This window comes from Paenibacillus sp. FSL R10-2199, from assembly GCF_038000235.1.
Taxonomy (GTDB): Bacteria; Bacillota; Bacilli; order Paenibacillales; family Paenibacillaceae; genus Paenibacillus_AQ; species Paenibacillus_AQ phytohabitans.
In genome coordinates this window covers 239,651-253,749 of record NZ_JBBOBO010000002.1, presented here as the reverse complement: position 1 = coordinate 253,749, position 14,099 = coordinate 239,651, and the positions used below count along the sequence as shown (strand labels likewise).

14 protein-coding genes and 2 tRNA genes are annotated in these 14,099 nt (G+C 51.7%); 15 read left to right on the top strand and 1 reads right to left on the bottom strand.

All coding sequences use genetic code 11. The annotated features are described in order from the left end of the window. Positions 1-22 precede the first annotated feature (22 nt). The 9 genes from pnpS to NYE33_RS29205 all read left to right on the top strand — a co-directional run bounded on the left by pnpS (position 23) and on the right by NYE33_RS29205 (position 10,298). Entirely contained in the window at positions 23-1,816 is a 1,794-nt protein-coding gene (pnpS, locus tag NYE33_RS29245) for a two-component system histidine kinase PnpS (protein ID WP_042135439.1), read from the top strand. Positions 1,817-2,012: 196 nt separating this feature from the next. Next, positions 2,013-2,741, top strand: a complete 729-nt coding sequence (locus NYE33_RS29240; protein ID WP_039304977.1) for a response regulator transcription factor — start codon at positions 2,013-2,015, stop codon at positions 2,739-2,741. A 139-nt stretch (positions 2,742-2,880) separates the two neighbouring features. Continuing rightward, the gene (gene pstB / locus NYE33_RS29235; protein ID WP_039304980.1) at positions 2,881-3,636 is read left to right on the top strand and encodes a phosphate ABC transporter ATP-binding protein PstB; all 756 of its coding nucleotides are present in this window, start codon (positions 2,881-2,883) and stop codon (positions 3,634-3,636) included. A 123-nt stretch (positions 3,637-3,759) separates the two neighbouring features. Further along, positions 3,760-4,419, top strand: coding sequence for a phosphate signaling complex protein PhoU (phoU, locus tag NYE33_RS29230; protein ID WP_042211754.1), 660 nt, complete (start codon positions 3,760-3,762; stop codon positions 4,417-4,419). Between the two features lie 229 nt (positions 4,420-4,648). Further along, positions 4,649-7,321, top strand: coding sequence for a DNA polymerase I (polA, locus tag NYE33_RS29225; protein ID WP_341068905.1), 2,673 nt, complete (start codon positions 4,649-4,651; stop codon positions 7,319-7,321). Between the two features lie 51 nt (positions 7,322-7,372). After that, on the top strand, positions 7,373-8,215 hold the full coding sequence (mutM, locus tag NYE33_RS29220; protein ID WP_076242756.1) for a DNA-formamidopyrimidine glycosylase: 843 nt from the start codon (positions 7,373-7,375) through the stop codon (positions 8,213-8,215). 185 nt (positions 8,216-8,400) lie between these two features. Then, positions 8,401-9,129, top strand: a complete 729-nt coding sequence (locus NYE33_RS29215) for a manganese efflux pump (RefSeq protein ID WP_042135446.1) — start codon at positions 8,401-8,403, stop codon at positions 9,127-9,129. 9 nt (positions 9,130-9,138) lie between these two features. After that, positions 9,139-9,735 (top strand): dephospho-CoA kinase, encoded by a 597-nt coding sequence (gene coaE, locus NYE33_RS29210; protein WP_042135448.1) that lies wholly within the window; start codon positions 9,139-9,141, stop codon positions 9,733-9,735. After that, on the top strand, positions 9,735-10,298 hold the full coding sequence (locus tag NYE33_RS29205; RefSeq protein WP_076242860.1) for a lytic transglycosylase domain-containing protein: 564 nt from the start codon (positions 9,735-9,737) through the stop codon (positions 10,296-10,298). The genes coaE and NYE33_RS29205 overlap by 1 nt, the downstream gene beginning before the upstream one ends. A 99-nt stretch (positions 10,299-10,397) precedes the next feature. Here NYE33_RS29205 and NYE33_RS29200 read toward each other — a convergent pair whose 3' ends face one another. Continuing rightward, a complete protein-coding gene (locus tag NYE33_RS29200; protein ID WP_039305013.1) occupies positions 10,398-10,616 on the bottom strand; it encodes an alpha/beta-type small acid-soluble spore protein in 219 nt (72 codons plus the stop codon). 163 nt (positions 10,617-10,779) lie between these two features. Between NYE33_RS29200 and nrdR the strand changes: the two genes are divergently transcribed. From nrdR to NYE33_RS29170, 6 genes are all read left to right on the top strand, one after another. Next, complete coding sequence (gene nrdR / locus NYE33_RS29195; protein ID WP_039305242.1) at positions 10,780-11,256, top strand: transcriptional regulator NrdR; 477 nt, start codon at positions 10,780-10,782, stop codon at positions 11,254-11,256. Positions 11,257-11,502: 246 nt separating this feature from the next. After that, a tRNA-Ala gene (locus tag NYE33_RS29190) sits at positions 11,503-11,578 on the top strand. 6 nt (positions 11,579-11,584) lie between these two features. After that, positions 11,585-11,657, top strand: a tRNA-Lys gene (locus NYE33_RS29185). Positions 11,658-12,275: 618 nt separating this feature from the next. Continuing rightward, the gene (locus NYE33_RS29180) at positions 12,276-12,824 is read left to right on the top strand and encodes a GNAT family N-acetyltransferase (RefSeq protein ID WP_076242757.1); all 549 of its coding nucleotides are present in this window, start codon (positions 12,276-12,278) and stop codon (positions 12,822-12,824) included. 163 nt (positions 12,825-12,987) lie between these two features. Then, positions 12,988-13,581: a TetR/AcrR family transcriptional regulator gene (locus NYE33_RS29175; protein WP_039305056.1), complete on the top strand. Its 594-nt coding sequence runs from the start codon at positions 12,988-12,990 to the stop codon at positions 13,579-13,581. A gap of 20 nt (positions 13,582-13,601) precedes the next feature. Beyond that, on the top strand, positions 13,602-14,057 hold the full coding sequence (locus NYE33_RS29170) for a DoxX family protein (RefSeq protein WP_336102936.1): 456 nt from the start codon (positions 13,602-13,604) through the stop codon (positions 14,055-14,057). The last annotated feature ends 42 nt before the right edge of the window (positions 14,058-14,099 follow it).

The window sequence follows — 14,099 nt, the reverse complement described above, 5'->3', positions numbered from 1 at the left end:
ATAAGAAAGAGGACTACTACTGATGAAACCGTTCCGCGTTCGGCTTACATTCATACTCATGGCCCTGATCGGGATATCCATGACCGGGGCTGGCATTACTATGGCCCAGCTGTTTAAGGACTCACATATTTCCGTACTGGAAGAAAACATGTCCCGGGAAATAAATCTGCTCTCCGGCACGTTTACGTTCAAGGATATGCACAGTCCGGACGCCATGGATTACTATACAGACCAGGCCCGGACGATATCCACACTGACAGGATCGCGCATCACCTTCATTACGAAGGAAGGCCGGGTGATTGGCGATTCGGAGCGCAATCCGCTGGAAATGGACAACCACTCTACCCGGGAAGAGGAGCTGCTCGCCGCGAAAGAAGGGATTGGCCGGGCAATCCGCTACAGTGATACGCTGGACCGCGAAATGCTCTATGTAGCTGGTGCGGTAGTCTCTGACCAGGGCTTCGACGGATATATCCGGCTCTCCATGGGACTGGATGCAGTGACGGAAGGACTGAACCGGGCGTGGATGATTATGGCTGGGGGACTCGTGCTGCTGTTTATTGCGGCCACTTTTGTGAGCTATAAGGTAGCCTCCAGCATGACCTCGCCACTTGAGCAGATTACCAGAGTCGCGCGGCGTATCACCGATCTGGATTACGATGCCCGTGTGCCGATGAAGCGCAAGGACGAGATCGGCCAGCTGGCAACAGCGATCAACGCGATGGCAGACAGTCTGCAGGCCCAATTGAAGACCATCCGCGACAACGAGGATCTGCTGCAAAGCGTACTCGATAATATGACCGGCGGGATCGTGATGATTAACGCCGAAGGGGAGATTGCCCTGCTCAACCGTGCGGCAGAACGGCTCCTTGATGTGAAGAACAGCGAGATGACCGGGCATTCCTACAAAGAAATCAAACATCATTATGAGCTGACCCGGCTGATTGAAGAAGGCGTATCCCGTAATGAACCGGTCCATGAAGAGCGTATTATCTATAATCCGGTGGAGCGGATTGTACGCCTGGACGGAGTGCCGATGATTCAGGACGGCTCCACCCGGGGAATGCTGTTCCTGCTGCAGGAGGTGACGGAAATCCGCCGTCTGGAGAAAATGCGCAGCGAATTCGTCGCGAATGTCTCCCATGAGCTGAAGACACCGGTAGCTGCGGTAAAAGGCTTCGCCGAAACCCTGCTCGGCGGAGGCGTTACGGATGAGAAGACCGCACGTTCGTTCCTGCAGATTATTTATGATGAGAACGAACGGCTCAACCGCCTGATTGGAGATATTCTGGAATTGTCCAAAATCGAATCCAAACGCGTCCAGCTGGACTGCTCGCCGGTTCATTTGATCGAGTTCTTCGATTCTGTGCTGGAAACACTCAGCAAGGTGGCGGAGAAAAAGAAGATCACCTTGAGCTCGGATGTACCTGCGGAGCTGTTTATCGAGGGGGATGAAGACAAGCTGCGCCAGATCTTCATGAATCTGCTCTCGAATGCGATTAACTACACGCAGGACGGGGGAAATGTAAGGGTAACCGTAGCCAACGTTCAAAAGGCAGACGGAACGGAGAGTGTGCGCTTTACCGTGAGCGATACGGGCATGGGGATTCCGCGCAAGGATCTGCCGCGGATCTTCGAGCGCTTCTACCGGGTGGACAAAGCCCGCTCCAGAAGCTCCGGCGGAACCGGCCTGGGCTTGTCCATCGTGAAGCATCTGGTAGAGCTGCACAGAGGATCAATTACAGTAGAGAGCGATCTGGGCATCGGCAGCTCTTTTATCCTGGAACTTCCGCTGCTGCAGGAAGAGAACGAGTAACCTGCAAGCAACGATTCAATTCTGGCAGGACATCCTTCTTTAGCCCGTGGATAGGGCGTATGTCCTGATTTGATTGTATGCTGGCAAAGGGGTAATATTAAATTCGTAATTTTACACCAAGTTAACATTGTGGTGCTATGATGTGCATGTGTGCAGTTTTGTAAATTTAATAACCTATGAAAAGACGGGGGAACCTATGGCACAACGATTGCTTGTCATTGAAGACGAACCGACACTGGCCCGGCTGCTGTCTTATAATTTGACACAGGAAGGCTATGAAGTGACGGTGGAGGATCATGGAACGGCAGGATATGACCGTGCGACTAGAGAACCTTTTGATTTGATCGTACTGGATCTTATGCTGCCCGGCATGAACGGCATTGACATTCTGGATAAATTGCGTGGACAGGGCATACGTACACCGGTCATTGTACTGACGGCCAAGAATGCCGAAGAAGATGTAGTCCGGGGCCTGAAATCGGGGGCCGACGATTACATAACCAAGCCGTTTGGCGTCTCCGAATTACTGGCCCGTGTCAGCGCGGTCCTGCGCCGGATATCCGGTCTTGCCGAGGAAGCCCCACCGGAAACGGCGGTATCTGCTTCGACCATTATCCTGGGACAGCTGGAAATCTACCCGGAACGTTATGAAGTCTCTCTGGGCGGACAGAGCATTAATCTGCGTCCCAAGGAGTTTGAAGTCCTGCTGTATCTGGCCCGGAAGCCGGGTGTGGTTCTGACGCGTGATGATCTGATGAATGCGGTCTGGGGTTTTGATTATATCGGCGGCCAGCGTACTGTAGACGTTCATGTCAGCTCGCTGCGCAAGAAGCTTGAGCTTGATCCTGAATCCGTGCATATTGATTCCATCCGCGGGGTCGGCTATAAGCTGGTCGTGAACAAGAAGAGAACACCAGTCATTTGATATGGCGGTGTTCTTTTTCAGATACACCTGTCCTGCTGAATTTTGATTTTACACAGCGTTAACAATTCTCTGGAGCTCTATTTACACTGAAAGCTTATCATGGGGAACGAAGATGATGAGAAGGAGACAACAGAAACTAATGAAATCCATCATTGACATAGAGAAACTTGATCTCTACTATGAGTCATTTCACGCGCTGAAGAATGTGGATCTGCAAATTCCGGAGAAACAGGTTACCGCTTTTATCGGTCCTTCCGGCTGCGGAAAGTCCACGCTGCTGCGTACCCTAAACCGAATGAACGACATGATTCCCGGAACGCGTATTGAAGGAACAGTAAACATCGGCGGTAAAAATATTTACAGCGACGAGATTGAAGTGGAAAGTCTGCGCAAGCAGGTAGGTATGGTGTTCCAGCAGCCCAATCCTTTTCCCAAGTCGATTTATGACAATGTAGCTTATGGTCCGCGCCTCCATGGGGTGAAGGGCAAAGCCGAGCTTGATGTCATTGTGGAGCAAAGCCTGCGCCAATCCGCACTCTGGGAGGAAGTGAAGGATTTCCTCAAAAAGTCTGCACTCAGCTTGTCCGGTGGCCAGCAGCAGCGTCTCTGCATCGCCAGAGCCCTTGCCGTACAGCCGGATATTCTGCTGATGGACGAGGCCACCTCCGCACTTGATCCGGTGTCCACGCTGAAGATTGAGGAGCTGGTACAGGAGCTGCGGGATAAGTATACGATTGTAATGGTCACGCATAATATGCATCAGGCCGCCCGGGTGTCGGGGCGCACCGTATTTTTCCTGAACGGCGTTATCGTGGAGGCTCAGGATACGGAACTGCTGTTCTCGAATCCCAAAGACTCCCGCACTGAAGATTATATATCCGGACGCTTCGGTTAAACGGCAGAGGAATCCGTTCCCGGAAGGAAATCAGCGGTATAAGCTGAACTTAAGAATGCTTTACGGCGTATTCTTAAGTTCACTCTATATGACCATATGTTTTTGAGGAGGATCGTTTTCAATATGATTCGCAGAAAAGAATTCGATAAAGATCTGGAAGAGCTGCGTAGTCTGCTGGAGCAGATGGGCGAGCATGTTACGGATGCGCTGGAAGGTGCAGTACTTGCTTTGCAGAATCTGGACACCGTACGGGCACAGGAAATTGTTAAGAACGATTTACGGCTGAATGCGATGGAAGACCGGATTATGGAGATCGGCTCACGGCTGATCATCACCCAGCAGCCGGTAGCCAAGGATCTGCGCCGCATCATTGTAGCCTTCAAAATCTCCAGTGACCTCGAACGTATGGGCGATCTGGCACTGGATGTGGCTAAGGTAACGATGCGGATCCAAGGGCAGCAGCTGATTAAACCGCTTGTGGATATTCCGCGGATGGCCGAGATTGTTACGGTAATGATCTCAGAGGCAATTCAGTCCTATCTGGATGAGAATACGGATCTGGCCTACAAAATGGCCCAGGACGACGATCAGGTCGACGGGCTGTACAGTGCAATGATTAATGAACTGTACACTTACATGGTTCAGAAGCCCGAGTCGGTTAATCAAGCTATGCTGCTTACGCTGGTTGGCCGCTATATTGAGCGTATCGCGGATCATGCGACCAACATTGGCGAGAGCGTAGTTTATCTTGTAACGGGCAAACGTCCGGATCTGAATCAATAAAAGCATCAGGCACGACAGCAAGCCTTCATCCCCGGAGGCTTGCCTTTTTTGTTTTAAAGCGCTGTCTGATTGGAAATCCTGCTTAGGATGCCATAAGCTGCAGACCCCGCGTGAATCCGGCGGGCTTCATGAATAGGCTTCACTAAAATCAATCATCCTTATGTTTCAACTTGGTGCGGGGCATATGGTACTATATAAGAAGTAAGCAAGATAAAGGCGAGGTGCTAGAGTGGACAAGCTGATACTGATTGATGGAAATAATATCATTTACCGGGCGTTTTTCGCGATGCCGCCGCTGACGAATACAGCAGGACAGCAGACGAATGCGGTGTACGGTTTCACGACGATGCTTCTGCGTTTGATTGAAGAGCATAAGCCGAGTCATATGATTGTGGCCTTCGACGCCGGGAAGATTACCTTCCGGCATGAAGGGTATGAAGACTATAAAGGCGGACGCCAAAAGACCCCGCCGGAATTGTCCGAACAGTTCCCGCTGCTGAAGGAATTGCTGCAGGGATTAGGGGTGCCGCAGTTTGAGATCGGCGGCTATGAAGCTGACGATATTATCGGCACCATCTCCCGCGAGGCGGATGCCGCAGGGCGGCAGGTAATGATTGTGTCCGGGGATAAGGACATGCTGCAGCTGGCGTCAGAGCATACAACCGTCGCGCTGGTCCGTAAGGGCGTTACGGAAGTAGAGCTGTACGGGCCGCAGCAGATCCGGGACAAATATGATCTTACCCCGGAGCAGATCATCGATCTGAAAGGGCTGATGGGCGATGCCAGTGACAATATTCCCGGTGTGCCGGGAGTAGGGGAGAAGACAGCGCTCAAGCTGCTCCAGCAGTTCGGATCAGTAGAAGGGGTACTGGCCGGAACCGGTGAGCTGAAGGGCAAAATGAAGGAAAAGCTGGAGGAGCATGCTGACAGCGCCATCATGAGCAAGAAGCTGGCGACGATCTACCGCGAAGTTCCGCTGGCGCATGCCTGGGAGGATATGGTCTTCAGCGGTATCAATACGGATACGGCTGGTCCTGCACTCGCTAAGCTCGAATTCAAATCCCTGCTCGAACGCCTGTCACTGAGCGCTTATTCGCATGCGGCCGATGGCAGCAGTTCAGATCCAGCAGCGGTGGAAGCGGCAGCGCTTAATATCACTATAGTGGATGAAGCCGGATTGGCTGACCTGATTGCTGCGCTGCCGGGCATTTCGGCGCTGCATGTGGAATCGAATGGTGAGAATCCGCACCGTGCAGAGGTCATTGGTCTCGGGCTGTCTTCGCCGGATCAGCACTACTTCGTGCCGTTTGCCCTGCTGAAGAGCGCCGCAGCGGCGCCGCTGCGGGACTGGCTCGGCGATGACAAAGCGCCGAAGAGCGGGTATGACCTGCACCGTGCCGATCTGGCGCTGCATTGGCAGGGGATTGCTTTTGCCGGAGCTGCTAATGATGTCCAGCTTACCGCATATCTGCTCGACCCGACGGAAGCGAACCAGAATCTGAATGACCTCACGAGCAAATACGGACTGCCCCGCTTATCGCCTGATGAAGATGTATTCGGCAAAGGGGCCAAATATAGAATACCGGAGCTTGAGATTCTCGGAAATCACGTAGCCCGCAAGAGCGCAACCGTGCTCGGCATCGTGCAGAAGCAGCAGGAGGAGCTGGAAGAGACCGCGATGACCGGACTGTTTCAGGATCTGGAAATGCCGCTCTCGCGGATTCTTGCCGATATGGAGAAGCAGGGCATTGCGGTTAACAAAGATGACCTCATAGAGCTCGGCAAAGAATTCGAAGCACAAATCTCCCGGCTGGTAGGAGAAATCTATTCGATCTGCGGAACAGAATTCAATCTCAATTCACCGAAGCAGCTGGGGGAAATCCTGTTCGTGAAGCTCGGCCTGCCTGTCGTGAAGAAGACGAAGACCGGGTATTCCACCGATGCCGAGGTACTGGAGAAGCTGGCTCCTTACCATGACGCTGTGCGCCTGATCCTGCAATACCGTTCCATTGCCAAGCTGCAATCCACCTATGTGGAAGGCCTGCTGAAGGAAATCTCGCCGGAGACCGGCAAGGTCCATACTTTCTACCGGCAGACGATTGCCGCAACGGGACGTCTCAGCAGCCAGTTCCCGAACCTGCAGAATATTCCGATCCGGCTGGAAGAAGGCCGCAAGATCCGTAAGGTGTTCGTGCCTTCCGAACCCGGCTGGTCGATTCTGGCGGCGGATTACTCGCAGATTGAGCTGCGGGTGCTGGCACATATCTCCGGCGATGAGCGGATGAAGGAAGCTTTTGTAGAAGACATGGATATTCACACGAAGACCGCTATGGACGTATTCGGCGTTACAGCCGATATGGTGGACAGCAATATGCGCCGTTCTGCCAAGGCGGTTAACTTCGGGATTGTGTATGGCATCAGTGATTATGGCCTGTCACAGAACCTGAACATTCCGCGCAAGGAAGCGGCCCAGTTCATTGAACAGTATTTCGAAGTGTTCAAGGGTGTCCGCCGCTATATGGATGATATCGTGGTCGAGGCACGCAAGCAGGGGTATGTGACCACATTGCTGGAGCGCCGACGCTATCTGCCGGAGATCAATGCGAAGAACTTCAATCTGCGTTCTTTCGCCGAACGTACCGCCATGAATACGCCGATCCAGGGAACGGCTGCCGATATTATCAAGCTGGCAATGGTTCACATGGACAAGGCCCTGTACGAGCGCGGGCTGAAGAGCCGCATGCTGCTGCAGGTGCACGATGAGCTTGTGTTCGAGGTGCCGGAAGATGAACTGGAGCAGATGAAGCAGTTGCTGCCGGAGGTTATGGCCGGAGCGCTGAAGCTGTCCGTTCCCTTGAAGGCAGAGGTAAGTTTTGGCAGTAACTGGTATGAAGCGAAATAGGCTCCCCGCATCCGCTGGATATCCGGTATAATGGAATGGAGGTGAGCCATTATGCCGGAACTGCCGGAAGTCGAAACAGTCAGAAGAACACTTAATGATTTAATTACAGGCAAGCAGATAGAGCATGTCACCGTCCGGCTGCCGCGGATTATTCAGCGGCCGGATGATATTCAGGCTTTTGCCCATATGCTGGCAGGCCATAGCGTAGTAACGGTTGAGCGCAGAGGCAAGTTCCTGCGGTTCGTCTTCGATGGACTTGTGATGGTCTCCCATCTGCGGATGGAAGGCCGTTACGGGGTGTACCGGGAGGGCGAGCCGCTGGACAAGCATACTCATGTGATTTTCCATTTCACCGATGGTACGGAGCTGCGTTATACCGATGTGCGCCAGTTCGGAACGATGCATCTGTTCCAGCCGGGTGAGGATCTGCTGCTGAAGCCGCTGAATAAGCTGGGACAGGAACCGCTGGATGCAGATTTCACCCTGGAGCGTTTCAAACAGATTGTCTCGCGGAGAAGCACCAAAATTAAGCCGCTGCTGCTGAATCAGGAATATATCGTCGGTATCGGCAATATTTATGTGGATGAATCCCTGCACCGTGCCGGTATTCATCCGGAAGAAGCCGCAAACTCTCTCTCGGAGGACCATCTGGCCAGGCTGCATCATGCGATCGTTGCAACCTTGACAGAGGCGGTGAATGCGGGAGGCTCCTCGGTGAAGTCATATGTCAACGGCCAGGGGGAGAGCGGGAATTACCAGGATCAGCACCGCATATACGGACGCAAGGATCAGCCTTGCGCTACCTGCGGAACGTTGATTGAGAAAAGTGTTGTCGGCGGCCGGGGCACGCATTATTGTCCGAACTGCCAGCCTGTACCGGTGCAGATAAGGTAAGCATTCAGCCGGGCTTATGAAGTGGATTTATAAGGAAGTTCTAAGCGGTGTTGTCCATGCTTCATCAAAAGGCAGGCACTCACTGCCCGTCCCGCCCATATAATGTGTGAAGATTGCTGATTAAGGCGAACGGAACCCGGCTGACAAGGCCGCCAGGTTCCGGTTCTTCACGGGAGGGATTGCGGGTGCTGAGCCCATTGTTGTCATTGCTGCTGCTTGCGTTTGCTCTTAGTTTGGACGGATTTGGTGTAGGCATTACATATGGACTGCGTAAAATGAAAATTCCTTTGCTCTCAATTATGATTATCTCGCTCTGTTCGGGGGTAGTCATTTGTGTGTCTATGCAGGTCGGCGTGCTGCTGGCCAAGGTGGTCTCACCGCATGCCGCTTCCAGTATCGGAGCGGTTATTCTCGTCTTGATGGGCTGCTGGTCGCTGTTCCAGATGCTGACACAGAAAGAGAAGGAGCAGGGGGAAGCAGGGCTGGGAGCCGGAGACGGGTTGCCAGACCGGCAAGCCTTGCTGGAGACGGCTGCTGCCGCTGCGATTGAGGCAGAGGCAGAGGTGCTGAAGCCGGCTGTATTCTCACTGGAGCTCCGGCATCTGGGAGTAGTCATTCAGATCCTCCGCACCCCGTCTTCCGCCGATATGGATGCTTCCGGGAGTATTTCCTCCATGGAAGCTATGGTCCTGGGCATTGCGCTCTCGCTGGATGCCTTCGGCGCCGGTCTCGGTGCTGCGCTGCTCGGGTTCAGCCCGGTGTCGACCTCGCTGATGATCGCTGTGTTCAGCGGAACTTTCCTGCTGCTGGGGATGAAGACAGGACTAAGATTGTCAGGCAGCTACTGGATGAAGCATGCGGCTGTTCTGCCGGCGTTATTATTGATTGCAATGGGTATAATGAAGCTATTATGAGGTGAGTACATGATTATGGGCTTAACCGGAGGGATTGCTTCCGGAAAAAGCACCGTGTCCGCACTGTTTGTCGCTAAGGGAGCTGCTCTGGTGGATGCCGACGTCATCGCCAGAGAGGTTATGCTCCCCGGACATCCGGTGCTGGCCGCTGCTGTACAGGCTTTTGGAGAGACGATTCTGCAGCCGGACGGAACACTGGACCGGGCGAGGCTGGGGGAGATGGTTTTCCGGGATCCGGAAGCACTTCAGACCTTGAACAATCTGACACATCCGGCGATCCGCACAGAAATTAAGGACCGTATGTATGCGTTAGATCAGGAAGATCCGCAACGGCTGGTTATTGTGGATATTCCGCTGCTCTATGAATCACAGCTGGACAATTTATTCGATCAGATTATTGTGGTATATGTGCCCCGCAGAGTCCAACTGGCCAGGCTCATGGCGCGGAACGGAATGACGCTGGAACAAGCCGAGAACCGGCTGAAGTCGCAAATGGACATCGAACTGAAGCGCAGGAAAGCCGACTATGTGATCGACAACAGCGGTGATCCCGGAGCTACGGAGCGGCAGGTTGCCGGCCTGTGGGACAGGCTGGGCCTCTCATGATGAAGTGGCTGCGCAAAAAAAGAGTACTGCTGCTGCTGTTTATCGGCTTTACAGCGATCCTGTTCCTGGGTACCAATTGGATGTCGTGGTTTTATCCGATACATTATAAAGATGAGATCCGCAAACACAGCCTTACTTATGAGATGGACCCGTTCCTGGTGGCGTCAATTATCCGCGTTGAGACCAATTTCAAGACCGGACGCGAATCCAAAAAGGGTGCACTCGGACTGATGCAGCTGATGCCGGATACCGCCAAGTGGGCGCTGGAAAAGGCCAAGCTTCCCGATGTGTCTCTTGAGCGGCTAAAAGAAGAGCCATCCTCCAATATCGAACTGGGCACCTGGTATTTGTCTACGCTTTCGCGGCAGTTTGAGGGCAACCGGACAGCGGTTATAGCCGCCTATAATGCCGGACCCGGCAAAGTACAGAGCTGGCTGGATGAAGGCCGGTGGGACGGAACAGAAGCGTCTGTGAAGGATATCCCGTTCGGCGAGACCCGTCATTATGTACAGCGCGTCATTTATTATTATGACCAATACACGGAGCTCTACAGTGAATTCTGAGGCTCTGCTTTAAATATTGCATTTGTGCCGACATAAAAAGAAGCATCAAACGGCCCGGAGGCCGTTCAATACTTCTTTAGGCAAGCTTATGGAGACAGGTTATTTGTATTGACCTGCCAATTGCTGTTCAGCCAGGGTTACAAGACGTTTAGTGATGTAACCACCGATCGAACCGTTTTCGTAAGAAGTTTTATTGCCTTGGTATCCATCTGGGGAGAGGGTGATACCTAGTTCTTGGGCAACTTCGAATTTCAGTTGTTCCAAGGCACCGCGTGAATTTGGAGCTACCAGGTTATTGGAGCTGTTGTTTTGGCTCATTGCTGTTCACCTCCTATCGGTTGGTAACTGTATTATGTGCCGGACTTGCCATATTCATAACAACAAATAAACGGTGATTTCTGGAAATTAACATATCCCCGTGTAGCCTGGGTTTTCAGGAGCGGGGCATACCCATTCTTACTATGAGGAAGTGATGAAGCTTATGAAATGCCCTTACTGTGATCACACCAATACCAAAGTGCTTGACTCCCGTCCAGCCAATGAGAATAAGTCAATCCGCCGCAGGCGCGAATGCGAACTGTGCAGCCGCCGCTTCACCACCTTCGAAATGATTGAAGAGACCCCGCTGATTGTCATCAAAAAAGACGGCAGCCGCGAAGAGTTCAGCCGTGACAAAATCCTCCGTGGCCTCATCCGCGCCTGTGAGAAGCGTCCCGTTTCTGTAGAGCGTCTGGAAGTCATCGTATCCGAGGTTGAGAAAAGCCTGCGCGGCATCGCCCTGGCCGAGATCGAGAGCCGCCAGATCGGCGAGCTGGTCATGGAGCAGCTCTATCCTGTAGATGAGGTAGCTTACGTCCGCTTCGCGTCCGTGTACCGTCAGTTCAAGGACATCAACATGTTTATGAAGGAACTGAAGGGACTGCTCTCTAAGGGGACTGAGGAGCTGGACGGGCTGTAGGAGGCTTTGTGAAGAGGTAATGTGCCATTCCTGGCATAAAGGGGCTAGCCTTGATATTGTGAGGCTGGCCTCTGTGTGAAGCGCCTCTGCATAGAAATTAATTAATTTTATAAAAGTGTTGACACTGATGCTGAATTTCTGTATTATATAGAAGTCGCCTACGAAACATAACAACTTGAAAGCGACTTGAGCGAACCGCTCAAAATGGATTTCAGAATACATAATGTGATTCGAAATCAAGCGTATGGGGAATTAGCTCAGCTGGGAGAGCGCATCGCTGGCAGCGATGAGGTCAGGGGTTCGAGCCCCCTATTCTCCACCATACTACGGACTCTTAGCTCAGTTGGTAGAGCAGTAGACTCTTAATCTATTTGTCCAGGGTTCGAGCCCCTGAGAGTCCATCACAGAAGAAACGGCAGAGATGCCGTTTTTTTGTTGTTTCTTCATACCATATATATAGCTGTAGACGGATATCAAAAATTATCTATTCGTTCTTACAGCATGTTCCTCCGGGGACTTTTCTATAAATCAAGGGAGCATCTCTTCCCAGGCGGGTGATACTACACCTGGAATATCGAATGTTGAAACTAATTTCCCCAAAAAAGATAGTTGGTACATAGTTCCGAAGAACAGCGGCGAACTGGATGTTTCCGTAAATGCTACAAACGTTGAAACGATTCTTTTTTTTGGCGGTCCCAACGGGCACAGAAGCTTGGGGAGAGAGAGAACTTGTCGGTTACGATATAAATGGAGAAGATGGTTGGAATCTAACCTGGAATATATCTGGGATGTCATTAATCATCGAATTGCCATCCAAGCATTAGGGAGCGATGGAAGAACAATCACCGATGAAACGATACAAATTACTAACGAATAGATCACGATTGGATAGCCGATTCATTTTCAAATTGCGATTTGATGAAGAGGGGCTGGGGTGCACCAGCCTTTACTCAAGGATAGTTTCCACGCAGTGTACTCTTCGCGGCTAGTCAATGATTCTTTAAGAAGGGAGTAATTCCATGATCATTGATAATCAGGAATACCTTGTCAAAGGTTTAAACTACACGATCCGTTCAGCAGTTAAGGCAGATGCGAAGTCTCTGTCCGGGGTAAGGCTTCAGCTTGACGGGGAGACCGAGCATATGGACCGGGTGCCGGGAGAAGCTTTTATTGATGAAGCCGGATTTGAAACAATTATTGAGAGGGATACGAACCATCCGCGGAATATATGTCTGGTTGCGGAAGCGGACGGCAGAATCATTGGCTATTCCCGGTGTGAAGGACATGATCTTCAGCGGTTTAAGCACAAGGTGGAATTTGGGGTAGGAGTCTTGAAACAATATTGGGGCTTCGGAGTAGGTAAAAACCTTCTGCAGGCGTCCATTTCCTGGGCTGACGCAAACGGAATAACCAAAATCATTCTAAGCGGCGTTCTGGAAACCAATGAGAAGGCTATCCGCTTGTACCAAAGCCTTGGTTTTGAAGTTGAAGGGATACTGAAGAAGGACCGTATCCTGTCAGACGGCAAATATTACAGTACATATATAATGGCGAGATATACAGATTAGGTCTGAGAGTAGAATGGCTTGATTATCCCCAAGAACGGCAGAGCTGCTGTTCTTTTTTATTTGTCTTGGGTATCTGAGCCCCCTTTTCTATTTACAAACCGATGGTCGGTATGTATAATCATGATAAATTAAAGTCCAAGCAGAACGAAGGAGGAGAATCGCCATGAAGAACTCAGATCGCCGGAAGCAGACCATCCGGCAACTACTGGATGCAACCAAGGAATTGTTGCGGGATAAAAGCTGCCATGCGATCACCTTAAAGGATATCATGGAGCAATCGCAATTATCGAAGGGTGCAATATTCCATTATGTAAAGAGTAAGGATGAGATTTTTGCCTGGGTGCTGGAGGAGCGGCTTGAAGCTGTGAATGAACGTTTTGAGGAAGAAGTGGCAGGCAGCCTTAACAAAACATTCGACGGGCCGATGCTGGCCATCTCCAGGAGCCTTGCAGGATTGGAAGACAGCCATGAAGCGACCAATAAGGTTCTTCTATACTTGCTGGGCAAGGAGAATGAACCGGCGGTAGCGGAAGTCCTTGCGCATTTTCATGAGCGGTCGGTATCAGTCTCCAGGCAGTGGATTACAACGGGTCAAAGGCACGGGGTGATCAAAGAAAACGTGAACCCTGATGAGACGGCGGAATTGTTCGTACTGCTGTCACTGGGTCTGCGTGTGCGGGCATCCCTGCGCCCATCATCTAAGTCTGTTGCAGCGAAAGAGGTATCGGACTTTATGGCAGGAATTCTAAAAAAATAAAGTTAAGGGAGGATTATGAAATGGTTCCTTTTAGAGCGCTCATCTTATCCTTTTTGCTGTTTCGGGTGGTTGGTTTCCTGGGCGTGACTTATTGGAATGACTGGCATACCTCCATTCAATGGGCAGTATCCATAATGCTCCTAATGGGTGCTTCTGCTCATTGGGGGCGGCGGCGGTCTGATTTGGTAGGAATGGTGCCGCCTGGTTTTCCGCAGAAAGAATGGATTGTGACGGTTACCGGGATCTTGGAAATTGCCGGAGCTATCGGTATCCTTCTGCCCGCTTTCTCACCAGCTGCTTCAGTGTGCCTCGTTTTGCTTCTTATCGCAATGCTCCCCGCCAATATCTATGCCGCCCGCAACAAGTTGACAACCGGCGGCAAGCCTGTGCCGAAATTGCCGGTGCGCATAGGAATTCAGATCATATTTATCACTGCAGTACTGCTTGCCTCCCCAGTGTTCTATCTACCCGGTTAGCGGGGGGAACACTCAGCCATCCGCTACAAGCAACAAATTAAG

What these genes read in the sequence shown, in the direction of transcription:
- mutM (WP_076242756.1), top strand. Translation starts at nt 7,373, where the DNA reads ATGCCGGAACTGCCGGAAGTCGAAACAGTCAGAAGAACACTTAATGAT.
- phoU (WP_042211754.1), top strand. Translation starts at nt 3,760, where the DNA reads ATGATTCGCAGAAAAGAATTCGATAAAGATCTGGAAGAGCTGCGTAGT.
- nrdR (WP_039305242.1), top strand. Translation starts at nt 10,780, where the DNA reads ATGAAATGCCCTTACTGTGATCACACCAATACCAAAGTGCTTGACTCC.
- NYE33_RS29205 (WP_076242860.1), top strand. Translation starts at nt 9,735, where the DNA reads ATGAAGTGGCTGCGCAAAAAAAGAGTACTGCTGCTGCTGTTTATCGGC.
- NYE33_RS29170 (WP_336102936.1), top strand. Translation starts at nt 13,602, where the DNA reads ATGGTTCCTTTTAGAGCGCTCATCTTATCCTTTTTGCTGTTTCGGGTG.
- coaE (WP_042135448.1), top strand. Translation starts at nt 9,139, where the DNA reads ATGATTATGGGCTTAACCGGAGGGATTGCTTCCGGAAAAAGCACCGTG.
- NYE33_RS29175 (WP_039305056.1), top strand. Translation starts at nt 12,988, where the DNA reads ATGAAGAACTCAGATCGCCGGAAGCAGACCATCCGGCAACTACTGGAT.
- pstB (WP_039304980.1), top strand. Translation starts at nt 2,881, where the DNA reads ATGAAATCCATCATTGACATAGAGAAACTTGATCTCTACTATGAGTCA.
- NYE33_RS29240 (WP_039304977.1), top strand. Translation starts at nt 2,013, where the DNA reads ATGGCACAACGATTGCTTGTCATTGAAGACGAACCGACACTGGCCCGG.
- NYE33_RS29200 (WP_039305013.1), bottom strand. Translation starts at nt 10,616, where the DNA reads ATGAGCCAAAACAACAGCTCCAATAACCTGGTAGCTCCAAATTCACGC.
- pnpS (WP_042135439.1), top strand. Translation starts at nt 23, where the DNA reads ATGAAACCGTTCCGCGTTCGGCTTACATTCATACTCATGGCCCTGATC.
- NYE33_RS29180 (WP_076242757.1), top strand. Translation starts at nt 12,276, where the DNA reads ATGATCATTGATAATCAGGAATACCTTGTCAAAGGTTTAAACTACACG.